Raw genomic sequence first — 24,934 nt, 5'->3', positions numbered from 1 at the left:
GAACAATGACAGATTTAGCAATAAAAAATGATAGAAAAATGACTGCTTTTGGAACTGAAAAAAAATAATCGAAAAAAAAATGTTTCAGTACTTGTTAAAATGAAAAACTGTTGTATATTTGCCCACGCTTTTAGCAGTCGGAATTTCACTATTAGCAAAGTAAAGTTTAGAAGATAATAAGATTTATTTACAATGAGTAAAAGAACCTACCAACCATCAAAGAGAAAGAGAAGAAACAAACACGGTTTCCGAGAAAGAATGGCTTCTGCTAATGGTAGAAAAGTATTAGCTAGAAGAAGAGCGAAAGGAAGAAAAAAATTAACGGTTTCATCTGAATCGAGACCGAAGAAATAATGATTATGATCATTTATATATAAGGTGTTACTTTTTATTAGTAACACCTTTTTTTATACCTAGTCAAATTTTATATTTTTACATAAACACGAAAAACAACACAAATGCCTAAGAGAGAAGAGCTAAAATCGATTTTAATTATTGGATCAGGACCTATTGTAATTGGTCAAGCATGTGAATTTGATTATTCTGGGTCGCAAGCCTTACGTTCTTTAAGAGAAGATGGAATTGAAACTATTCTAATCAATTCTAACCCTGCTACAATTATGACGGACCCGTCAATGGCTGATCATGTATACTTATTACCATTGAATACGAAGTCAATAATTAAGATACTTAAAGAACATCCGCAGATTGACGCAGTTTTACCTACAATGGGTGGTCAAACAGCACTTAATTTATGTATTGAGGCTGATGAAAAAGGTATTTGGGAGGATTTTGGAGTAGAAATTATTGGAGTAGATATTGATGCTATTAATATCACAGAAGATAGAGAGAAGTTTAGAGAGTTAATGGGTACAATTGATGTTCCTATGGCACCTCAAGCTACAGCTACTTCATATTTAAAAGGAAAGGAAATCGCTCAAGAGTTTGGTTTTCCATTATGTATTAGAGCTTCTTTTACATTAGGAGGAGCGGGAGCTTCTATAGTATATGATGAAGAAGAGTTTGAAAAGTCATTAACTAGAGGTTTAGAGATTTCTCCAATCCACGAAGTGATGATTGATAAAGCAATGATGGGATGGAAAGAATACGAGTTAGAGTTATTACGTGATGATAATGATAACGTAGTAATTATTTGTTCTATCGAGAATATGGATCCAATGGGAATCCATACGGGAGATTCAATTACAGTAGCTCCAGCAATGACATTATCTGATAAAACCTATCAGAAAATGCGTGATATGGCGATTAAAATGATGCGTAGTATTGGTGAATTTGCAGGTGGATGTAATGTTCAGTTTGCAGTGTCTCCAGATGAAAAAGAAGATATTATCGCTATTGAGATTAACCCACGTGTATCTCGTTCTTCTGCTTTAGCAAGTAAGGCTACTGGATATCCAATTGCAAAAATAGCGTCTAAGCTAGCTATAGGATATACATTAGATGAATTAGATAACCAAATTACAAAATCTACTTCAGCATTATTTGAGCCAACGTTGGATTATGTAATCGTAAAGATTCCACGTTGGAATTTTGATAAATTCGAAGGTTCTGATAGAACTTTAGGATTACAAATGAAAGCTGTTGGAGAAGTAATGGGAATTGGGCGTTCTTTCCAAGAAGCATTACACAAAGCAACTCAATCTTTAGAAATTAAACGTAATGGTTTAGGAGCAGACGGAAAAGGGTATAAAGAGTATAACCAAGTAATTGAGAAGTTAACTTATGCAAGTTGGGATCGTGTTTTTGCAATCTACGATGCTATTGCAATGGGGATTCCTTTAAGTAAGATTTATGATATCACAAAGATTGATATGTGGTATTTAAAACAATACGAAGAGTTATTCAACTTAGAGAAAGAAATTTCTACATATACAATTGATACTTTAGACAGAGAATTATTACTTGAAGCTAAACAAAAAGGATACGGAGATCGTCAGATTGCTCACATGTTAAACTGTTTAGAGAGTGAAGTATATAAGAAGCGTGAAGAGTATAAAATTAAGCGTGTTTATAAATTAGTAGATACTTGTGCCGCTGAATTTAAAGCGCAAACTCCTTATTATTACTCAACATTTGAGCAAGAAATAGAAACGGCAGATGGTGAAAGATATGTTGCTAATGAGAGCGTAGTTTCTGATAAGAAAAAAATCATCGTTTTAGGTTCTGGACCAAACCGTATCGGTCAAGGTATCGAGTTCGATTACTGTTGTGTTCATGGAGTATATGCTGCTAAAGAAGCAGGTTACGAAACGATTATGATTAACTGTAACCCTGAAACGGTTTCTACAGATTTTGATACAGCTGATAAGTTATACTTTGAGCCTGTATTCTGGGAGCACATCTATGATATCATCAAACATGAAAAACCAGAAGGTGTTATTGTACAGTTAGGTGGGCAAACTGCCTTAAAATTAGCTGAAAAATTAGATCGTTACGGAATTCCAATAATTGGAACAAGTTATAAGTCTTTAGATTTAGCAGAAGATAGAGGAAGTTTCTCTACTTTATTAAAAGATAACAATATTCCTTACCCAAGATTCGGTGTAGCAACAAATGCAGATGAAGCTTTGGCTTTAGCTGATGAGTTAGATTTCCCAATCTTAGTTCGTCCCTCATATGTATTAGGAGGTCAAGGAATGAAGATTGTAATCAATAAAGAAGAATTATTAGAGCACGTAGTAGATTTATTACGTAAAATTCCTAATAACAAATTATTATTAGATCACTATTTAGAAGGAGCAATTGAAGCAGAAGCTGATGCAATTTGTGATGGAGAAAATGTGTATATCATTGGTATTATGGAGCACATTGAACCATGTGGAATTCACTCAGGAGATTCAAATGCAACATTGCCACCGTTCAACTTAGGAGAGTTAGTAATGGAGCAAATTAGAGAGTATACAAAGAAAATCGCTTTAGAATTAAATACGGTTGGTTTAATCAACATTCAGTTTGCAATTAAAGACGATAAAGTATACATCATTGAAGCAAACCCAAGAGCTTCTCGTACGGTTCCATTTATTGCTAAGGCATACAAAGAACCATATGTAAACTATGCAACTAAAGTAATGTTAGGAGATAAGAAGGTTACTGATTTTGATTTTAATCCAGAATTAGAAGGATATGCAATCAAACAACCAGTATTCTCATTTAACAAATTCCCTAACGTTAATAAGAAACTAGGACCAGAGATGAAGAGTACAGGAGAGAGTATCTTATTCATTGATAGTTTACGTGATGATGATTTCTACGATTTATATTCTAGAAGAAAAATGTATTTAAGTAAATAATTACTTAATTATGATTTATAATTTAAACCTGAAGAATACTCTTCAGGTTTTTTTATGCCGTTTTTTAACAGAAAGTTAACTTGTTGTATATGCAACTAAATTAAACCTTAGCTGTAATTTTGCATCTTATAAGTTAGAATCTTTTATGGGATTAGAAAAGACATTGGCGCCTTGGTTAGGAAAAACAATGAAGATGATAGACAATCATATTCAGGAGATATTTCATGAGAAAAATATTCGTTTGACCAAAACACAATGGGTGCTTTTAAAAAAACTACATGAGAAAGATGGAGTGCCACAACAGGAACTGGCTTTTTTAACAGGAAGAGATAAAACATCACTGACAAGGCTAGTAAATACCATGGAAAAGAAAAATTTAGTTGCTAGAATTCCTTCAAAATTAGACAAAAGAATAAATCATATTTTTTTAACTAAAAAAGGAGAATCTTTATTTAAAGAAACATTACCCATTATAGAAGATTTTGTAACGTCATTGCAGAGAAATATTTCTGAAGAACAAATAGAAGCAACTATAGAAGTCATAAAACGAGTACAAGAAAACTTAATAGCTAATTCAATAAACAGTTGTAGTAACAACTAAATATACACATGAGAAAACTAATCATTTCTGGAATAGGGCTTGCCATATTGGCCTTATCGCTTTTACTATCTAATTATTTTAAAAATAGTAAGAAAAACTTTAAACCAAAAGCGACAAAAATAGAGAAAACAGTTTTTGTTGAAACAGTAAAAAATGAAGAAATTCCAATCAAAATTACAGCAAATGGTAATTTAATAGCAAAGCATAAAGTAGAGATTTATTCTGAAGTTCAGGGAGTTTTACAAACAGCAGGAAAAGATTTTAGAGTAGGTATTGCATATAAAAAAGGGCAAACATTATTGAAAATCAATAATCAAGAATTTTATGCGTCGATTCAATCTCAACGAAGTGCTTTACAGAATTTAATAGCTTCTATTATGCCCGATATTCGATTGGATTATAATGAATCATTTGTGGCTTGGGATGCTTATTTAAAAAACTTTGATATTAATGCTATCCTTAAACCATTACCAGAGCCAAAGTCAGATAAAGAAAAGTACTTTATTTCAGGAAAAAATATTTACACTACCTATTACAATATCAAAAATTTAGAAGTTCGATTAGGGAAATATAATATCAGAGCACCTTTCAATGGGGTTTTAACTGAAGCTTTAGTAACTAACGGAACATTAGTAAGGACGGGACAGAAGATGGGAGAATTTATTGATACTTCAGTTTTTGAATTGCCTTTAGCGGTAAGTGCAAGTTTTGCTGATATTTTGAAAAAAGGTAAAAAGGTAGTATTACATAATCTTGAAAAAACAAAAACATGGGAAGGTAGCGTAACAAGAATTAATGGTAAGATTGACCAAACTTCTCAAACAGTACAAATCTTTATAGAAGTAAAAGGAGAAGGATTACGAGAAGGAATGTATTTAGAGGCTAGTGTTGCTACGCAATCTGTGCCAAAAGCTATAGAAATTAATAGAAAGTTATTAGTAGAAAATAAATCATTATATGTGGTGAAAGATAATGTACTAGATCTAGTAGATATACAACCTGTTCATTTCAATGAAAATACGGTGGTTATAGAAGGATTAGTTGATGGAATGCAATTAGTATCTAAACCAGTAGCAGGAGCTTATATTGGAATGCCAGTGAAGCTTTTTTCTGAAACTAAAGCTAAAGAATAAGAAATGAGGAAAACAATAGCATATTTTATTAAATACCCTGTAGCAGTTAACATTATTATTATTGCTTTTGTAATTCTAGGGTATTTTGGATTTTCAACACTAAAATCTTCTTTCTTTCCATTAACTAGGGCAAAGTTTATTACAATTAATGTAGTATATCCAGGAGCTTCTCCTCAGGAAATAGAAGAAGGTGTAGTACTAAAAATAGAAGATAATTTAAAAGGTTTAGTCGGTGTAGATAGGGTAACCTCTACATCATCAGAAAATACAGCCAATATTACCGTAGAAACCTTAAAAGATTATGATATTAATGTAGTTTTAGCAGATGTAAAAAACGCAGTAGATAAAGTGCCTAACTTTCCTACAGGTATGGAACCACCTGTAGTAGCCAAAGTAGAGAATGTGGCAGAAACCATAAGCTTTGTGGTTACAGGAGATAAAATTCCATTAAAATCGTTAAAAGACATTGCAAGAAATATAGAAAACGATATCCGTAGAATTAATGGAATTTCTCAAATTACAGTTTCAGGTTATCCAGATGAAGAAATTGAAATTGCAGTACGAGAGAATGATTTAATTGCTTACAATTTAACATTTAATGAAGTGGCTAATGCAGTGTCATCTGCAAATATTTTAACCACGGGTGGATCGGTTAAAACTGATGCTGAAGAATATTTAATTCGTGCCAATAATAGATCATATTATGGAGATGAATTAGATAATTTAGTGGTACGGGCTGATGCATCTGGTAGGATTATCCGATTAAAAGATGTAGCTACAGTTCAGGATATTTGGAATGAAACACCGAATCGAAATTTTTATAATGGAAATTTAGCAGTAAGAGTTCAGGTTAGCAATACCAATAGTGAAGATTTATTAAGCTCAGCAGCAAAAATTAATACCTACGTAGAGAAGTTTAATGAAGAACATCAAAATGTAAAAATAGAAATTACTCGTGATTCATCTATAACACTAAATCAACGTACAGCATTATTATTTAAAAATGCATGGCAAGGAATGTTATTAGTGATGTTGTTTTTATCCTTATTCCTACGACCACGATTGGCATTTTGGGTAGCAGCAGGGTTACCTGTAGCATTCTTCGGAATGTTTATGCTAGCAGGATATTTCAATATTACCATTAATGTATTATCATTATTCGGAATGATTATCGTAATTGGAATTTTGGTAGATGATGGAATTGTAATTTCTGAGAATATTTATCACCATTTTGAACAAGGAAAAAATCCGATTCGAGCAGCTATAGACGGGACTTTAGAAGTTGTACCACCAATTATTTCAGCAATAACAACTACAGTGTTAGCATTTTCAGTTTTCTTCTTTTTAGATGGAAATATTGGAGAATTTTTTGGAGAAGTAGCCACGGTAGTTGCATTAACATTAATACTGTCGTTGGTAGAAGCATTAATTATTCTTCCAGCTCACGTTGCACATTCAAAGTCTTTAGATAGAAATCAGAAATTATATAAATTCAATAAGTATGCAGAAGATGTCATGGATTTTATGAGAGATAAACTCTATGCTCCAGCATTAAAATTTGTTTTAGAATTTAAATTGTTTGGTTTAATTATACCTATAGCATTATTCATGATTACGATAGGCGCATTTAGAGGAGGTATTATAAAAGGAACATTTTTCCCTTCAATTGCTAGTGATCGTGTATCTGTGAATTTGACGATGCCTCAAGGAACTAATGAGAAAATTACCGATAGTATTATTTCCGTAATTGAAGATAAGGTTTGGGAAGTTGAAAAGGAATTTACTAAAAAGTATGGTAATAATGGAGAGCCTGTAGTAGAGAATGTATTAAAGCAAATCGGACCTGGATCAGCAAGAGCGTCTTTACGAATTAATCTATTGCCAGGGGAAGAAAGGACATTTGGCTCAAGAGAAATTACTAATGTAATAAGAGATAGAGTAGGAGAAGTATATGGAGTTGAATCATTAACCTTTGGTTCTGGAGGAAATTTTGGAGGTAGTCCAGTTTCTGTTTCATTATTGAGTAATAATATTCAAGAATTGAAAGCAGCTAAATTGGAGTTAAAGGAAGAACTGAAAAAAAATCAGGAGCTTAAAGATGTTACCGATAATGATCCACAAGGGATCAAGGAGATTAAAATTCAGTTAAAGGATAACGCATATCTATTAGGGCTGAATTTAAATGAAGTAATGTCTCAAATACGAAGTGGTTTCTTTGGAAGACAAGCGCAACGTTTTCAGAGAGGACAAGATGAGATTAAAGTTTGGGTAAGGTACGATAGGAAAGAACGCTCATCTATTAAAAACTTAGATGATATGCGTATCGCTACACCATCAGGGAATCGAGTGCCTCTAGAAGAAATAGCTACTTATGAAATAGAAAGAGGAGAAATATCAATTAATCACCTAGAAGGACAGAGAGAAATTAAAGTAGAGGCTGATATGAAAGATGCGCAAGCTAGTGCTACAGATGCATTAACTGATATTCAAGGAAGAATTATGCCTCAAATCACAGCAAAGTATCCATCTGTAACTGCATTATACGAAGGACAAAATAGAGAAGCATCAAAAGTTTCTGGATCAGCTAAAATAGTCGGGCCAGTAATTTTATTATTAATTTACATAGTGATTGTATTTACATTCCGTTCCTATGGTCAGCCTTTTATGCTACTGGTTATGGTGCCATTTAGTTTGATTGGTGTGGCTTGGGGACATTGGATACATGGTTTTGCTGTAAATATTTTATCTATGTTAGGTATCATTGCTTTAATTGGTATCATGGTAAATGATGGTTTGGTACTGATTAGTAAATTCAATAGCTATTTAAAAGAAGGTATGGAATATGAAGAAGCGTTATTTGCAGCAGGGAAATCAAGATTTAGAGCTATTTTCTTAACTACAATTACTACGGTAGCAGGATTAGCACCTTTGATCTTTGAAACTAGTAGGCAAGCACAATTCCTAATTCCGATGGCCATTTCAATAGCTTATGGAATTATGATCGCTACATTTTTAACCTTATTGACATTACCCGTGTTATTATCTATTTCAAATTATGTTAAAGTATATATTACTTGGTTCTGGGAAGGTCAGAAACCGACTAGAGAAGAAGTAGAAAGAGCAATTAAAGAATTACACTCAGAAAACGAAGAGTTAGCATAAAAAGATTTTAAATGAAAAAAACGATAGTAGTTATACTTGGACTTTTAGGAATGGGCAACTCTTTATATGCTCAAGAGTTACTAAGTAAAGAAAAAGCTGTAGCGTTAACCTTAGAAAACAATTATGATATACGTATTACTAAGAATAATGTAGCAACAGCTAAGAATAATAAAAGTATTTATAATAGTGGTTATTTACCTACGGTAACAGGTGATGCTGGAGCTAATTATAGTAATAATGATTCAGATTTAGAATTTCAGGATGGTACTGTAAATTCTGTAACAGGTGCAGAATCTAAATCTTACAATGCTTCAGTAGGTTTAAATTATATTCTTTTTAATGGGTTTAATAGACAAAATACCTTTAAAAGATTAAAAGAGAGTTATAATCTAACAGAATTACAAGCGCGTCAAGTAATGGAAAATACTCTAATTACATTATTTATTGCGTATTATGAAGTAGGTAGGTTAACGGAAAATGAAATAACTCAGAAGCAAGCTTTGGAAATTTCAAAACAACGCTTACAAAGAGCTGAATATGGTTTTGATTACGGGCAAAGAACAAAACTAGACGTATTAAATGCGAAAGTAGATGTAAACAATGACAGTATTACTTATATCGATATTCAAAGACAATTGAAAAATGCTAAACGTGATTTAAATGTAGTATTAGGGAGACAAGTGAATACTCCTGTTGTTGTAGATACAAATGTTTTATATAATGAAGATTTAGTATTAAATACTATAGTAACTGAGGCAAATAGGAGTAACGCAAGTTTATTACAATCTCAAAAAAATATAGAATTAAGTAAATTAGATGTAAAAATTAATCGATCAGGTTGGATGCCTAATGTAAGTTTAACGAGTTCTTATGCGTGGAATAGAAGCAATAGTGATGCAACTAACGCATTTAGCCCAATAAGCAATACCCGTACAGGTTTAAATGCAGGAGTAAATTTATCTTGGAATCTTTTTGATGGAGGTCGAACTAAAACGAGTGTTACAAACGCTAAAATTACCTTAGAAACCCAGCAAATTCGTAAAGAACAATTACAAGAGCAGTTATCACGTGATGTGAATAACGCTTGGGAAACGTATCAGAATAGTCTATTTTCTCTAAAAGTACAAGAGCAAAATATAACTACAAATACACTAAATTTTGAACGTTCTAATGAACGTTATAAACTAGGACAGATTTCTTCAATAGATTTTCGACAAGCACAGATTAATCTTATTAACGCTAAATTGAATAGAAATAATGCTAAATATGTTGCTAAAAATGCAGAATTACGTTTGCTTCAATTAGCAGGTAGTTTATTAGATAATACTAACTTTTAAGTTAACTCTTTTAGTTACTTCAACAAAAAAACCGAAGCATATGCTTCGGTTTTTTAGCGTATTGTTTTAACCCTTCAAAATTAAAAGAAACCTCCGCCACCTTGTTTCTCGTTATTGTCTCTTCTTCTTCTAGATTTCGCTTTGTTTTTTCCTCCACCAAATCTATAGTTGAAGCCTAAATATGCAGTTCTACTTTCCCATTTAAATCGTCCATTTTGTACAAATGGATTATCAGAATCAAACTTAAACTGCATTGTGTTAAAAATATCATTAACTCTAAATGTTAAGTTACCTTTTCCTTTAAAAACAGAATAATTAGCGCCAATATTTACCATTTTCATAGGCGCAACTTCCCATTGAATATCTTTTTGTCTACCGTTATACATAGCAAATAATTGTAAACGTAATTTCTTAGATAGAGTAAAGCTATTACTAATTCTAGCATTAAATACTTCGTTTTGAACTTCTAGTCTAGGTGCAGATGGATTAGATAAATCAGCTATACCAAACTGTTTTTGAGAATAAAAATCCATACTTGCATTAGCTCTCCACCATTTCGCTATTTTGTAATTTGAAGAGAGTTCAACTCCATAGGCATCAGTGTCATCAAAATTTTGGAATGTTAATATCTGACGAACATTAGAGACATCAGTAGGATCACTAAATGTTACTCTAGAGATTACATCGTTTATATTTCTATAGAATGTCCCTAAAGTAATCGAACCTCCTTTGATTTTTCTAGTATAATTAACTTCTAATGAGTTGGTAAATTGTGGTACTAAGTTTTCGTTACCAATAGAAGTAATTAAAGGAGTACTCCATTCTCTAATAGGGTTTACTTGTTGTATACTTGGTCTATCAACTCTTCTACTATAACTGAATTGAAATTGGTTTTTTTCTGAAGGATTATAGGTGAAGAAAGCTGAAGGATATACGGTGAATATATCATCTGTTACTACTTCAGTGGTTAAAACTGAGTTGTTGTTTAATCCAGTAAAATTAGCCACAATATCATATTGTTCAATACGAGCACCTAATTGCATAGTAAGTTTTCCAAATTGGTGTCCATAATTTACATAACCAGAATAAATCTTTCTGTCGTAAGTAAAATCAGAATTTCCAATAGGAGTTACACCAGTAATTGTATTTCCACTTATAGTATGCCTTTCTTGGTTTGTAATATTTGTATTGTTTGTTTCATTACTTCTATATTCTAAACCTAACTCTAATTTTCCTTTTTTTGAAATTGGATTGGTGTAGTCTAAATTGATTAATACATTTTCTCTTTCATTATTAATGTCATTGAAATAGTTTAAAAGTCTATAATCTTGATCTGTAGGGTTTAAGAATGAATCTGAATTTGTTAAAAATTGAGGAGAATCATTAATAGAATATGTAGATTCGAACTCTATGTTATGTCCCTTATCATCAAAATCATGTTTATAATTTACATTATAAATTTGGTTGTGACTTTCGTTATCTTGAGAGTTAGGAGAATTATTAGTAAGTACTCCTGTATTATCTGTAATTAAAACTCTACCAATGGCTAAATTATCAGACCAATTTTGTGTTGTGTAGAAAGAAAAAGTATTCTTATCGTTGATATACACATCTGCACCTAACTTTAGTAAGTGAGATTCATTATCACTATCGAAAATAAAATCTTGAAAGTTTGTACCGGGTCTGTCAACAAAACCAAAATTGTATCTGTCACCACCATTAAAACCATAATTACCGAAGAAATTAACATTTCCAGTTTTATAATTCATGTTAGTAGATGCATTATATCTTACAAAATGTCCAGTTTCTATTCCTGTATTTATAGTTCCATTGAATCCCATATTGGCATTCTTGTTTAGAATAATGTTTATAATTCCACTCATTCCTTCAGGGTTATATTTAGCAGAAGGATTGGTAATTAATTCTACACTTTTAATTGAAGTAGAAGGGAGTTGACGTAGTAATTGAGCAGCTGGTATGTTGGTTGGTCTTCCATCAACTAATACACGAACATTTTCATTTCCTCTCAAGCTAATATTCCCTGTTTGACTATCAACACTTACTGATTGTACATTGTTTAACAGTTCTGAAGCGGTAGCCCCGGCTGAAGTTAAATCTTTTCCTACATTAATAACTTTTCGATCTACTTTTTGAACTACAGTAGAAGTTTCTGCTCTAACCTCAACTTCTTCTAAAGTAGTAGAGTCTTCTTCTAAAGCAATGGTTCCAAGTTTAAAGTTTCTATTTTTAGAATCTACCGTTATACTTTTAACAACAGATTTATATCCTATAAATTGAATTTCTACACTATTTTTTCCTAAAGGAATTTTGTCAATATTAAATATTCCCTTTTCGTTTGTAATTCCTCCAGTTATTACTTTCTGAGAAGCATCTTTAATAATAATATTAACATATGGTAGTGGTTCTTTCGAAATTTTATCTATTACTTTTCCTGACACTTTACCTGGTTTAGGTAGTTCCTCTTTCTTCATTTGAGCAAATGAAGCTGTACTTATCATTAGTATGATTAAGTATAATACGTTTCTCATTGTTGGCATTTTTAGTTGTATATAATGCCTAATAGACCTGATAGAGAAAAAAATGTTACCTCTTTTTATATTCTTTAAGTTTTATTTAACTATAATTAACAAATAGAGAAATATTTTTTAGATTAGTAGAGAAGTGTGTTTTGTATGTGTTTGGTATACAGTTTTTTAAGGCGTATTTTGTTGTTTTAAGTGAATGTGGAATTTGTAATAATAGACTACATAATCGATTAATTTTTATAATAAAATTATCTATGTAAGTAATTGTTTTACATAGTATTAACTTTAGTGTTAAAATTGAATAGTATGTATAGGGGGTTTTAGTTAAGTGTTGTATTATTTTAAAATCAAAACACCATAAAGATGCATACAACTACACAAAAAGAAGTAATGGACTGTAGATCCTACTTTACACTAAAATCGCAATTCATTCTTTTAAAATCACTAAGTGTTTGCCTAGTGATTTCATCAATACTATTCATAGCTTGTAGTAAAGATGATGACTCAACTACTATTGAGAATTGTCCAGAAATATCACTAGTTGTAAAAAAAGATACTAATGATAAAACAAAAGTGAATATACAGGCGGCATCATCTATTGCTGATGGAATAACATATACATGGAAAGTTATTGATCAAAAAGGGAGTCAAGAGGTAAAAGGGAATACCGATGGAAGTCTTTCTTGGGAAGTGAAAGAGGATGTAACTAAGTTTTGTGTCATAGTAAAAACGCCTGATTGTGCTGAAGGTATTGAAAAATGTATCACATATACGTCATCTTGTGAAAATAAGGAGGAGATAATTGATACTAAACCATGGACAGCTTTTTCAAAACCAGTATTTAAAGATGGTTATATGTATTATGCTAAACAACAAGTAAATTTTCTTAATGTTTCAAAGTTAGCAATCTATAAATTAGATATTTCTGATAAAAATGCGAATCCCATAAAAATTATTGATATTGAGAAGAATATATTCGGACAAGTAAGGGATTTAGTATTCAAAGATGATATTCTTTATGTATCTGCAGCCAATCATATTATTTTCTCAAAAGTTTATAAGATAGATACTAGTATGGCAAATCCAATATTAGTTGAAGTACTGGACTTAAAATTTAAAAATCAAATTTTAGGAATGATAATAAAAGGGAATGATATGTATTCAGTAAGCTTTATAGGGGCAAAACTTTTTAAGGATGATATAACTAAACCAAATTTAGAATTGAATGAGTTGACTACTTTTGGTAAGAAAAGCCCCCATGAAGAAAAAACATGGACGTTGGATATGGCATCAAAAGATAATGAGTTGTTTGTGTTAGCAAGAAGTAAAGAAGATGGTTATCATATTATTAAAGTAGATTTAAACGATGCTAGTTTAAAACCAACAATAATCGTTTCAAATATGGGAGAATCACGTAGAATGGAATTGTATGAAAATGATTTATATCTACTTTTTCGAGATAGTGATGCAGATTATAATTTGACAGGTAGTTGGATAGGGAAAGTAAGTATTTTGGATAACCCTACTTCGCTTGTTAAAGTTAGCAAAGATTACAACTTTGAACTTCATGATTTTTCTTTTTACAAAGAATTTATGTACATGTCTATATTAGATGCAGGTAAAGAAAAATTTGAACTAATCAAAATTCCTATTTGTTCACTATAATCAATTTAGATTATAATTTTAGTTAAAAGGAGTTCCTCAATATCAAACTTTGGTGTTGAGGTTTCTTTTTACGAAAAAGACTAGTTAATTACTTCTTCAAAGACAGTAGAAGTGGTATATTTTTTTCCAACTTCCGCAAGCTCTACACTTTTAAATACAGTTTGCGCTTCTTCTTTAAAAAGTTCTAAGTTGTTATATCGACTTGAGTAATGCCCCACTATTAATTTGCCTACGTTTGCGTCTCTAGCAATAGTTGCAGCTTGTTCCGCAGTAGAATGTTTTGTTTTTTCACACAAATGCTCTAGTTCTTTCAAAAAAGTAGCTTCGTGGTATAGTAAATCAACATCTTTAATAATTGGTATAATATCAGGTTTATACATTGTATCACTACAATAAGCATAACTTTTTGGCTTTTCAGGACTAATAGTTAGTTCTTCATTAGGAACAATTTCTCCTGAACTTAAGATGAAATCTTTTCCAGCTTTTAAATTGTGATAATCACAAATCTCAATTTCATCGTATTGTTTAATATTATCTAAATGTAGATTTCTAGGTCTTGGTTTCTCCGTGAAAAGGAAACCATTTGTATATACTCTATGGTGCAAAGGAATAGTGTGAACAGATACTTTAGCATCTTCGAAAATGAGTTCACTTTTAGTTGAAGATAACTCATGAAAAACAATGTTATATCTCACATGAGACATAGAAAGTTTTAGTTGTAGTTGTGTAACTTCTTTAATTCCTTTTGGGCCATAAACATGTAGATCTTTTTCTCTGTTTAAAATACCATAAGTAGACAAAAGTCCAATTAATCCGAAAAAATGATCACCATGTAAATGTGAAATGAAAATATGATCTATTTTAGAAAAACCAACTTTGTACTTACGCATTTGACGCTGCGTTCCTTCTCCACAATCGATTAAAAAATGACGATTGTTTATTTCTAGATATTGAGATGTAGGGTATGCATTTACTCTTGGAGTAGCAGAATGGCATCCTAAAATAGTTAACTGTAAATTCATTCAATCACAAAACGTTTAGAAATTATTTCATTGTTCGTTTGTATAGCGTAAATATAAATTCCAGTTTTTAAGTTTCCTCTATTACAGCGAATGGTATTTTTTCCTTTCTCTGCGATAAATTCTTTAGAAAAAACAGTTTTTCCAATTACATTTTTTACGCTTACCTGAACTTTTTGTTTGTTAGTTGAGTTAAATGAGATGTTGGTTATTGAATTGTAAGGGTTTTGAGAGGCTACTAGCTTATTCACAGACTTTTCTTGTGAAAGCATTCCTAAAGTGCTGGAAAAGCATAGTAGTAATAGTATTTTTTTTATCATATCGTGTGGGGATTGTTTGTACTAAAAACCTAAATCTCTCTGAATATTCTCCATTTCTAAAACGTCTTCGGCTTCCTGTAATGTAGGAACGATATTGAAATATTCTGGAAAACTATCAACATCAACATTTGGGGATATTAAGACAAAAGTTGTGCCGTTTTCTTGATGAAAATCAACATATTTCAAAAATAAAGAAAGATCAGAGTTTTGAACTTTTAATTTCGACGAAAGGTAAATAATTATATTATTTTCAGCAACTTTAGAATGATTAGTTGAGAAAAAATCAAGAAAATCATGAAAATCACCTTCCTCATTTGAGGAAAATAATACATAATCATCTTTAGTTTCAATTTTCATGATATTATCTTTTTATTTGCTGTGCTATAAGATATAAAACAGCCATACGTACTGCCACTCCATTTTCTACCTGATTTAATATGATAGATTGTTTACTGTCTGCAACATCACTGGTTAATTCTACACCACGGTTAATAGGTCCTGGATGCATAATTACAATATCCTTGCCAATAGTGTCTAAGATTTGCTTATTGATACCAAAAAGTTGAGTGTATTCTCTTGTAGAAGGGAAGTATTTGATATCCATTCTTTCATGTTGAACTCTTAACACGTTTGCTACATCACACCATTCTAAAGCCTTTTTTAGATTGGTTTCAACTTCTACACCTAAACTTGAGATGTATCTTGGAATTAAAGTAGTAGGCCCACACACCTTGACTTTAGCCCCTTGTAACTGTAAAGCGAATATATTAGATAACGCAACTCTTGAGTGTAAAATATCACCAACAATTACGATTTTTTTCCCTTTTAAATCTGAATTTAAAGCTTCTCGCATTGAAAAACTATCTAGTAATGCTTGTGTAGGATGTTCATGAGTACCATCTCCAGCATTTACAATCCTAGCATCTACATGTTTAGATAAAAATACACCAGCTCCTACATTACCATGTCTCATCACTACAATATCAACCTTCATTGATAAAATATTATTCACGGTATCAATTAGTGTTTCTCCCTTTTTTACAGAAGATTGTCCTGCAGAAAAGTTAATGACATCAGCAGATAACCTTTTTTCAGCAAGTTCAAAAGATAATTTTGTTCTTGTACTATTTTCAAAGAACAAATTAGCAATAGTAATATCCCGAAGTGATGGAACTTTTTTTATGGGACGATTAATAACTTCTTTAAAGTGGGATGCAGTTTCAAAAATGAGCTCTAAATCATTCTTGTTAAGATATTTTATGCCTAATAAATGTGGTACACTTAACTGCTTCATTAATTCGTCTTAGGTTGTTTTTGTACTAGGTATATTTTGTCTTCAGTATGAGTTTCTTTCCAGTTTACTACTACTTTCTCTTCATTAATAGCATCTACCTGACGTCCTCTGTAGTTTGGTTGTATTGGTAAATGTCTACTAAAACGTCTATCAATCAGTACTAAAAGTTCAATACTGATTGGCCTACCAAAAGCTTGTAGTGCTGTTAATGCTGCTCGTACACTTCTTCCTGAGTATAAAACATCATCAATAATAACTACTTTTTTATTTTCAATTAAGAAATCTATTTTAGTAGGTGTTGCTTCTAAAGGTGCATCTTTTCGTCTAAAATCATCACGATAAAAAGTAATATCTAATAAACCTAATTGTAGGTTTTTAATTCCATAATCTTCAGTTAGGATCTTTTTCAGTCGTTGAGCTAAAAAAGTTCCTCTTGGTTGCAAACCAATAAGAACAGTATTAGAAAAATCGTTGTGATTTTCGATAAGCTGGCATGCTAATCGATGCAGAATAATATCAATTTCTTTAGACGTAAGTAGTGTTTTTCCGCTCATTTTCTGCTATCAATTTTCTTGATAGTTACAGAGTTCAAAAGTAGTATAAAAAAGTATCAGCACAAAATTAAACTTTAAGAAACCTCTATCGGTGAAATAATATCTATATTTGCCCTCTTTTGAAACTAACGAAAAGATTATGACTGAGTTTATTACCAAGAGAGTAGGGAATGTACGTAATGATATTTTATCAGGAATTACGGTAGCATTAGCATTGGTGCCGGAAGCTGTAGCTTTTGCCTTTGTAGCAGGAGTGGATCCTTTAGTAGGGTTATATGCAGCATTTATGATTGGTTTAATTACTTCAATTTTTGGAGGTAGACCAGGAATGATTTCTGGAGCAACAGGTGCATTAGCAGTGGTGATGGTGAATTTGGTAAGTGAAGGAAATGCTATGGGAGCAGCTGGCGAAAACTTAGGTTTATATTACCTGTTCTTAACCGTAATATTAATGGGAGTTATTCAAATGTTAGCTGGAGTTTTGAAACTGGGAAAGTTTGTGCGATTAATTCCACATCCAGTAATGATGGGATTTGTTAACGGTTTAGCTATTGTAATCTTTTTATCTCAATTAGGAATGTTTACTAAAAAAGTAGCTGGAGAAAAAGTTTGGTTACAAGGAACAGAATTATGGTTAATGATAGGTTTTGTAGGGTTAACCATGTTGATGATGTGGGGATTGCCTAAAATGAAAGCTACTAAAAAGTTACCAGAAGCTTTAATTGCAATATTAGTAGTGTCTGCAATCGTAATTTTTTCAGGATTAGATATGGCAACTGTTGGATCTTTTATTCGTGAAGGTGGAGGAGAAGGTTTAAAAGGAGGTTTTCCAGTTCCAGTATTAGAAACATTCACAAAAATTCCTCTCAACTTAGAAACCCTTAAATTTATATTTCCTTACGCATTAATTCTTGCAGCAATTGGGTTGATAGAAAGTTTAATGACGTTAAATTTAATTGATGACTTAACAGAAACTAGAGGTGATTCTAACCGTGAATGTTTAGCGCAAGGAGGTGCAAATATTATAACAGGATTGTTTGGAGGTATGGGAGGTTGTGCCATGATTGGTCAATCTATTATTAATATTAAAGGTGGTGGACGCGGAAGATTATCAGGAATTACAGCGGCTGTATTTTTATTGATGTTTATTTTATTCGCTTCTTCTTTAATAGAACAAGTACCTATTGCCGCGCTAGTTGGTGTGATGTTTATGGTAGTGATTGGAACATTTGCATGGAGTAGTTTTAGAATTGCTAGAAAAATTCCTGTAGCAGATTTAGTAGTATTAATTTTAGTATCATCACTAACGGTAATTTTTGATTTAGCTATTGCTGTTATTGCAGGTGTGATTGTTAGTGCTTTAGTGTTTTCTTGGGAAAATGCAAAAAGAATTAGAGCACGTAAGCGTATGCGTGAAGATGGAACAAAAGTATATGAAATTTGGGGACCTTTATTTTTCGGAAGTATTTCTTCATTTAACGAGAAGTTTGATGTGAAAAATGATCCTCAAAATGTAGAAATTGACTTTGTAGAAAGTAGAGTTTCTGATCATTCAGCTTTGGAAGCGTTGTTTGTTTTAGTTGAAAAATATCAAGCAGCTGGCAAAACTATTAAATTGAAACATTTAAGTGAAGACTGTAAAGTGTTAATGTATAAGGCAAGTAATAAATTTCATAATGTGATTATAGAAGATGTAGATGATCCTAGATATCATTTAGCGGCAAATCCAGAAGCTTTTCCAAAATCACTAAGAGAATATAAATTTTAAATAGAAAATCCTGCATTTAGCAGGATTTTTTATGTAAAAAACATCACGTTTTCATCATACTAATGTTTAAACGTATTTAAGAAGTTAATAACATGATCTCTATAACTTATACCAATAGGTATTTCTATGGATTCAATATCAATAGTATGTGTAGTAAATGCAGTTATTTTTTCGGTGTTTAATAAATAAGAACGGTGTACGCGTAGAAAGTCTTCACTTTTAAGTTCTTGTTCAATGTCACTTATTTTATATTTAGAAACAATACGTTTATCATTTGCTAGATGAATTTTGATATAATCTTTTAAACTTTCAATATATAAAATATTGTTAGTAAATACTTTATGATGTTTGTTTCCTGATTTTATAAAAATAAACTCATTCGTTTGTTGTTTAGCTTTTGAAAGTATTGGAATATTGTTCCTATGTAATTTATCTACAGCTTTTAAAAAACGTTCAAATGTTATCGGTTTTAAAAGATAGTCGATTACTTCTAAATCGTAACTTTCAGTAGCATAATCTCTATAAGCCGTTGTTAAAATAGTAGTTGGTGGATTTTTTAATGTTTTTAAAAAATCGATACCAGTCAAATTAGGCATTTTTATATCTAAAAATAGTACATCTATCTCTTGTGTATTAAGCTTCTCAAAAGCTTTTATAGCACTATTACAAGTAGCTACAACCTCTAAGGAATCAATTTTAGAAATATGATTCTCCAAGAGCTTTATAGCTAAAGGTTCATCATCTACAAGTAAACATTTTAATGCCATGTATTATGGAGTAATAGTTAAGGTTACACTAAATTCATCTGATGTTTGATCAATATCTAAATTATAATTAGTTGAATAAATTAGGTCTAATTGTTTTCTAATATTCAACAATCCGATGGTTTTTTTATCTTGACTTTGATAATATTTAGAGACTGAATTTTTAACACAAAATACTAGTTTTTTATGATAACTTTCTACAGCAATAGTAATAGTTGGAGAGCCATCGTCTTCACCAGCACCATGTTTAAAAGCGTTTTCAACCAAAGACAATAAAATTAAAGGAGGGATGTCGACTTCTTCAATAATGTTAGTATTGATTGATATTTGTAAACGCTCATCATAGCGTAATTTTTCTAATTCAATATAGTTTTCAATCAAGGTCAATTCACTTTGTAGAGGGACAAGTTTATGATCACTTTTGTATAAAACTTGATCCAAAATTTCAGAAAGTTTAGCAATAGCATTAGATGTTTTTGGTGAATTATCTATAGATAACGAGTATATGTTATTTAACGTATTAAATAAAAAATGTGGATTTAACTGTCCCTTTAATGTTTTAAGTTCTATTTCTGCTTTTTCTTTAGCCAATTTGAGTTTCTTTTCCTTTTCTTTTCCTTCATCTAAAAAAAACTTAAAGGCTATAAAAATAGAACTACTAAGTAGAATGTTTGGGATATACTTTTTAAATAACCATTTCAATTGCGTAAGTATTTCTAAAATAGATTCTTGGTTAAAAGGATGGGGAATAGTTAATGGTTCTGCAACATATACAATAAGGATTCTACTAATGACAGCTAAGAGATAGATAACTACACAAAAAATGATGATAGCTAAAAAATACTTTTTTGTTTTGATATACTTCGGTATCCAAAAGTAAACGATAAAATACGAAGCTACAATTTTAACTATGAATCCACAGCTATTATAAATTAATTCATCTTTAATTTCAAGATTAAGATCTTTATCGTTTAGTATAATTAAATCCTGTATAAGAGATGAGCTAAATAGAAAAGTCCAGAAAAGAATGTGTTTAACTATTCTGTTTTTCTTAACGAAATCTATAATTTTACTAATCATTTCCATTATTACAAAAGTAAACCTATTCATAAGATTTAAAATTAACAATCGACGAATTTGAATCTTTTTATCCTTAATTAGTGTAAATTGTCGATGAATTTTTTATTGTTTATGTATAGCTATAAAACGTCGATTAATTACCCTAATTAGTCTATTTGCTTCATTTCACTTTGTTCTTCATTACATCTTTGTTTCGAATTAAAAACAAAACAATGAAGAGAAGTTTTTTTTTACTGTTGTTTGCATTACAAGCAGTAGTAGTTGTATCACAAATAGAATTAAAAGGGAAAATAGTTGAGCAAAATACAAGTCAACCTTTAGAGTTTGCAACTGTAATTATTTTAAAAGTAAATTCAGAAGAAATAGTTACGGGTACTACAACAAATTCAAAAGGAGAATTTTCACTAGCACTACAGCCAAATACATATGATGTTAAAGTAGAATTTATTGGTTTTCAACCGTATATTCAAAAAGGTATTTCAATTCAACAAAACACTACGTTACCTAGTATTAAACTACAAGAAAGTACAGAACAACTCGACGATGTTGAAATTGTGGCTGAAAAATCTACAACCGAATACAAATTAGATAAACGAGTATTTAATGTAGGGAAAGATCTTTTGTCTAAAGGAGGTTCAGCAACTGATATTTTAAATAATGTACCTTCCGTTACTGTTGGTATTGAAGGTGAAATTAGTTTACGAGGAAATCCAAACGTACGTGTTTTAATCAATGGAAGACCATCGGTACTTACAAATAATAATGGTTTAGAGCAGATTTCTGCTGAAACTATAGAAAAGATAGAAGTAATAACTAACCCGTCTTCAAAATACGATGCTGAAGGAACAGCGGGGATTTTAAATATTATTTTAAAGAAAAATAAAATAGGCGGATTAAGTAGTTCGTTGCAATTAACAACAGGTCACAGAGCGAATCATGGAATAAATTATAATGCCAATTATAAAACAGAAAAATTCAATGTATTTTCAAATTTTAGATATCGCTATTTAAATTTTTTAGGAGATGCTAGTTTGTTTAGAACAAATTATGAAAATAATACACCAACTTCATTTTTAGATCAAACGATTTTTCGTGATAGAAAGCGAAAAGTATTTAATTTATACGTGGGTAGCGACTATTATTTTAACGAACAAAATACCTCAACTTTCAGCTATTATTACAGAAGGAATACCAATGAGAATGCTGTAGACTTTACGTTTAACTTTTTAGATGAATTTAAAAATATAGATACTGTTTTAACTACTTCAGAAAATTATAAAGAGCCACAAACGGCGAATAGAATTGAGTTAAATCATGTAAAAACATTTGCCAAAAAAGGACAAAAATTAACGTTAGATTTTCAATACGACTTCTGGAATGATGATGAAAATGAATTTGTAGAACAGCGAAACAATAATAACATAACCACATTACAAAGTAGAGATATAGAAAGTAGTAAGGATTTTTTATTTCAAACAGATTTAAAACTACCGCTTACAGAAAAAACACATTTAGAGTTAGGAGTAAAAGGAGAGATAAGGAATATTGATAGTGATTATAAAGTTTGGGATAACGAAGTACTCATTGATAGCTTAGATAATTTGTTGAAATATAAAGAACGAATTTATGGTGCATATATTCAATATGGAAATAGAAAGAATAAGTTTCAATATTTACTAGGGTTACGTGCAGAACATTCAAATACAGGAAGTACGGATCGAAAAAATCAGTTTCGAACAGATAAAAGTTATACAGACTTATTTCCTACAGTACATTTAACGTACAGTTTTAACCAGAAAACAAATGTGCAACTTAGTTATAGTAGACGTATTCGTAGACCAAGATTTTGGCAATTAAATCCATTTGGAGGAATAGCTGATAGGCGAAATATTCGTATTGGAAATCCTGATCTAAACCCGATGTATACTCATGCATTTGAAATTGGTTTTTTAAAGCGTTGGAAAGGTTTCACACTGAACCCTTCAGTATATTATCAAAAAACGGTACAGCTATTTGAAACACTAATTACTTCAAACGGAAATGGAGCCATTATATCAAAACCAATTAATTCAGGAGAAGAAAATAGGGTAGGAGCAGAATTGGCAATTCAGTATTCACCTTTTAAATGGTGGCGTTTATCTAATGAATTTAATTTTTATGCATTTAATCAAAAAGGAATTTACAACTTTAACGATAATGCTTGGTATACCCGTTTAAATTCTAATATTCGATTGTCAAAATTCAATATTCAAACAAGTTTTGCTTACCAAGGGGAACGAAATAGTGGACAGACACTTTCCAAGTCTATATATAGAGCTGATTTTGGTATGAGTAAAGATTTATTTAACGATAAAGCTTCTGTAACCGTAAATGTGCAAAATATATTCGATTCATTAGTTCAAGAACAATTCATTGTAGGTGAAAATTACGATATAATCAATAGTCAAAAATTTAGTGGAAGAAGGTTTAGTGTAACGTTTACCTATCGTTTTAATAGAAGTAAAAAAGATAGAGATCGTTTACCTGATTGATTTAACGTGAATCTTGGATAAGAAATTCTTGTCAGTTCGAGTGATTTTTACAGAATGATAATGAGGTGAAATTGTACTGAATCAAGTTCAGCAGAGCTATCGAGAACAACGTATTTACTTCTCGATACAAAATTCATTTTCGTTTTACTCTAATGAATTTTACTCGAAGTGACACCCTTATTCTTAAACGAGATTCACGTTAATTCAATTTATACAGTTTGAAAGTTCAAAGCTGAAAGTCTTTGCGAACGGACCCTGAGTTTGTCGAAGGGGAGGTGAAGCAATCTTTCTCTTAAAAAACGAGATTTTAGTTATTAAATGAACATATTACTTCATGAAAATCCAAACGTCTTGTTGAGGAGTATCGTTTTTTATTTCTCCAGGAATATGTTTCAGAATCTTTAATTTATTTTTTGAAGCAATTTGATGCATAAAAGAAGGAGGTTGATACGCTGCAAACAATCGATTTCCTTCTTTTTTAAAATCATGTATAATTAAGTCTCCACTCGTGTAAGCTAGTTGTTCTTTTTCAGTAAGTTTAAATTTGTGAGCATCTCCATGAGTGGTAAGAAATAAAATCCCATTAGGTTTTAATATACGATAGAGTTCTTCAAACCATTTTTGATGTTGTTCTAAGGAAAGATGTGTGAAAATTGATATACCGTAAACAAAATCAAATTTTTGATCTTCATAGGGCAGAGGAGGAGTGACTTGATTGAGTTGAAAATCAATATTTTTAAGATTTTCCTGACACCATTTTACGTATTTAGGATTATAATCACAGCCAAAATAGTAATTAGTATTCCCTGCTATTTTAGGTAAATGTCTTAAGATACGCCCTGTGCCACATCCCCAATCTAAAATAGCACTATTTTCAAGTAATTTAAATTCACTAACCAATTCAATAAGCCACATAGCAGTGGGGAGTCCATTGGTATAATACTTTTTATAATTTAATTGAAATGTTTCATAAATATAAAAATCGGGAGGGAGTTTTATATTAGGATTTTCACGTACAAACTGATTATTGATGTGTCTATTTTTAAATTTTAGACGATAAAAATTAAGCTGTTCGATTAGAGGTAACAGGTTAAGTTTAGCTAAAAATCTTTTGATTACAATTTTTTTCATTTTCTAACTTTTAAGCTAATTATTTTGCTGTTTATAAACTGTACCATTAAACTTTAGTATTGATTTTTGATACGAAGTTTTTTCATCATCAACACATTCGTCAGAGTCATTAGTAGAGGTTTTTCTATTGGTAATTTTAGTGTTGATAACAATATCAAAAAAATCATTGGTTTTATTTTTAGATACAATTAAAAATTGTTCTTCATTAACAGACCACCCGTCACATTGCATATCCCATTCTCCTACATATTCTTTACTCGTGAATTGATCTAAAATAGGTGTTAATTTTTGATCGTTTTTTAAGAATAAAGTGAGTGTCTCAGTACTGTATGGATTGGGTTTAGATTGTGTATAAAAAGAAGAGCGAATAGCAAAAGCTCTTTGATTTTTACTAAGTATGTAAGGAGCTGTATCTATTGTGATTGTAGAAAATATTAACGCATCAGATGTCCAATATGAAGATTGAAAATATTTGGACTTAATTTTGTTTGTATTACTGTCAACAATTAAAATATATCCATGGTATTCCGCCTCCATTTCATCTTCCTTAACAATTTCGGGAATAACAACTATAGTTTCATTTTTGGAATATGGTAATTTTTTAGAAACAGTCATACCTGTAGCACATTGTTCTTTTGTTAAATGTAGTTGAGATAATATCTTATTCAAGTCAATAGTGTTTTGACTAAAAATAGTGTAGGATATTAGTAAAGATAGT

Annotated in this window: 19 protein-coding genes; 9 read left to right on the top strand and 10 right to left on the bottom strand. The window is 30.9% G+C overall.

The genetic code is table 11. The features are described 5' to 3' along the window. The first annotated feature begins 192 nt into the window (after positions 1–192). From rpmH to BVC87_RS13265, 6 genes are all read left to right on the top strand, one after another. Entirely contained in the window at positions 193–354 is a 162-nt protein-coding gene (rpmH, locus tag BVC87_RS13290; RefSeq protein WP_075342879.1) for a 50S ribosomal protein L34, read from the top strand. A gap of 104 nt (positions 355–458) precedes the next feature. After that, entirely contained in the window at positions 459–3,311 is a 2,853-nt protein-coding gene (carB, locus tag BVC87_RS13285; RefSeq protein ID WP_075342878.1) for a carbamoyl-phosphate synthase large subunit, read from the top strand. Between the two features lie 145 nt (positions 3,312–3,456). Continuing rightward, entirely contained in the window at positions 3,457–3,912 is a 456-nt protein-coding gene (locus BVC87_RS13280) for a MarR family winged helix-turn-helix transcriptional regulator (protein ID WP_075342877.1), read from the top strand. Positions 3,913–3,920: 8 nt separating this feature from the next. Then, positions 3,921–5,045: an efflux RND transporter periplasmic adaptor subunit gene (locus BVC87_RS13275; protein WP_075342876.1), complete on the top strand. Its 1,125-nt coding sequence runs from the start codon at positions 3,921–3,923 to the stop codon at positions 5,043–5,045. A gap of 3 nt (positions 5,046–5,048) precedes the next feature. Continuing rightward, complete coding sequence (locus BVC87_RS13270) at positions 5,049–8,207, top strand: efflux RND transporter permease subunit (RefSeq protein ID WP_075342875.1); 3,159 nt, start codon at positions 5,049–5,051, stop codon at positions 8,205–8,207. Between the two features lie 11 nt (positions 8,208–8,218). Next, entirely contained in the window at positions 8,219–9,544 is a 1,326-nt protein-coding gene (locus BVC87_RS13265; protein ID WP_075342874.1) for a TolC family protein, read from the top strand. An 80-nt stretch (positions 9,545–9,624) separates the two neighbouring features. On the opposite strand, the gene BVC87_RS13260 is transcribed toward BVC87_RS13265, so the two are convergent. Then, positions 9,625–12,093: a TonB-dependent receptor domain-containing protein gene (locus tag BVC87_RS13260; RefSeq protein WP_075342873.1), complete on the bottom strand. Its 2,469-nt coding sequence runs from the start codon at positions 12,091–12,093 to the stop codon at positions 9,625–9,627. Between the two features lie 360 nt (positions 12,094–12,453). Between BVC87_RS13260 and BVC87_RS13255 the strand changes: the two genes are divergently transcribed. Beyond that, the gene (locus BVC87_RS13255; protein ID WP_143569783.1) at positions 12,454–13,755 is read left to right on the top strand and encodes a hypothetical protein; all 1,302 of its coding nucleotides are present in this window, start codon (positions 12,454–12,456) and stop codon (positions 13,753–13,755) included. A gap of 80 nt (positions 13,756–13,835) precedes the next feature. On the opposite strand, the gene BVC87_RS13250 is transcribed toward BVC87_RS13255, so the two are convergent. Genes BVC87_RS13250 through pyrR form a run of 5 tightly spaced genes read right to left on the bottom strand, consistent with a single transcriptional unit; the run spans position 13,836 to position 16,942 of the window. Beyond that, positions 13,836–14,777, bottom strand: a complete 942-nt coding sequence (locus BVC87_RS13250; RefSeq protein ID WP_075342871.1) for a ribonuclease Z — start codon at positions 14,775–14,777, stop codon at positions 13,836–13,838. Further along, positions 14,774–15,094: a T9SS type A sorting domain-containing protein gene (locus BVC87_RS13245; RefSeq protein ID WP_075342870.1), complete on the bottom strand. Its 321-nt coding sequence runs from the start codon at positions 15,092–15,094 to the stop codon at positions 14,774–14,776. The genes BVC87_RS13250 and BVC87_RS13245 overlap by 4 nt, the downstream gene beginning before the upstream one ends. Positions 15,095–15,115: 21 nt before the next feature. After that, positions 15,116–15,451, bottom strand: coding sequence for a hypothetical protein (locus BVC87_RS13240; protein ID WP_075342869.1), 336 nt, complete (start codon positions 15,449–15,451; stop codon positions 15,116–15,118). 4 nt (positions 15,452–15,455) lie between these two features. Next, the gene (locus tag BVC87_RS13235) at positions 15,456–16,388 is read right to left on the bottom strand and encodes an aspartate carbamoyltransferase catalytic subunit (RefSeq protein WP_075342868.1); all 933 of its coding nucleotides are present in this window, start codon (positions 16,386–16,388) and stop codon (positions 15,456–15,458) included. Beyond that, entirely contained in the window at positions 16,388–16,942 is a 555-nt protein-coding gene (gene pyrR / locus BVC87_RS13230; RefSeq protein WP_075342867.1) for a bifunctional pyr operon transcriptional regulator/uracil phosphoribosyltransferase PyrR, read from the bottom strand. Before pyrR ends, BVC87_RS13235 begins: the two co-directional genes overlap by 1 nt. A 139-nt stretch (positions 16,943–17,081) precedes the next feature. Between pyrR and BVC87_RS13225 the strand changes: the two genes are divergently transcribed. Then, positions 17,082–18,710 carry a SulP family inorganic anion transporter gene (locus tag BVC87_RS13225; protein WP_075342866.1) on the top strand — a complete coding sequence of 543 codons (1,629 nt, stop codon included), beginning with the start codon at positions 17,082–17,084 and terminating at the stop codon, positions 18,708–18,710. Positions 18,711–18,769: 59 nt separating this feature from the next. Here the strand turns inward: BVC87_RS13225 and BVC87_RS13220 are convergent, their stop codons facing one another. Continuing rightward, positions 18,770–19,477, bottom strand: a complete 708-nt coding sequence (locus BVC87_RS13220; RefSeq protein WP_075342865.1) for a LytR/AlgR family response regulator transcription factor — start codon at positions 19,475–19,477, stop codon at positions 18,770–18,772. 3 nt (positions 19,478–19,480) lie between these two features. Continuing rightward, positions 19,481–20,584, bottom strand: coding sequence for a sensor histidine kinase (locus BVC87_RS13215; RefSeq protein ID WP_234974669.1), 1,104 nt, complete (start codon positions 20,582–20,584; stop codon positions 19,481–19,483). A gap of 182 nt (positions 20,585–20,766) precedes the next feature. Here BVC87_RS13215 and BVC87_RS13210 point away from each other — a divergent pair, with 182 nt between their 5' ends. Continuing rightward, positions 20,767–23,085 carry an outer membrane beta-barrel family protein gene (locus BVC87_RS13210; RefSeq protein WP_075342864.1) on the top strand — a complete coding sequence of 773 codons (2,319 nt, stop codon included), beginning with the start codon at positions 20,767–20,769 and terminating at the stop codon, positions 23,083–23,085. 327 nt (positions 23,086–23,412) lie between these two features. On the opposite strand, the gene BVC87_RS13205 is transcribed toward BVC87_RS13210, so the two are convergent. Both BVC87_RS13205 and BVC87_RS13200 read right to left on the bottom strand, forming a co-directional pair. Continuing rightward, entirely contained in the window at positions 23,413–24,216 is an 804-nt protein-coding gene (locus BVC87_RS13205; protein ID WP_075342863.1) for a class I SAM-dependent methyltransferase, read from the bottom strand. Between the two features lie 15 nt (positions 24,217–24,231). Further along, the gene (locus tag BVC87_RS13200; protein WP_075342862.1) at positions 24,232–24,885 is read right to left on the bottom strand and encodes a PA3715 family protein; all 654 of its coding nucleotides are present in this window, start codon (positions 24,883–24,885) and stop codon (positions 24,232–24,234) included. Positions 24,886–24,934: the final 49 nt, after the last annotated feature.

Origin of the sequence: Tenacibaculum agarivorans (genome assembly GCF_001936575.1) — a bacterium.
Classification (GTDB): domain Bacteria; phylum Bacteroidota; class Bacteroidia; order Flavobacteriales; family Flavobacteriaceae; genus Polaribacter; species Polaribacter agarivorans.
This window is presented reverse-complemented; position numbering and strand designations above follow the sequence as displayed.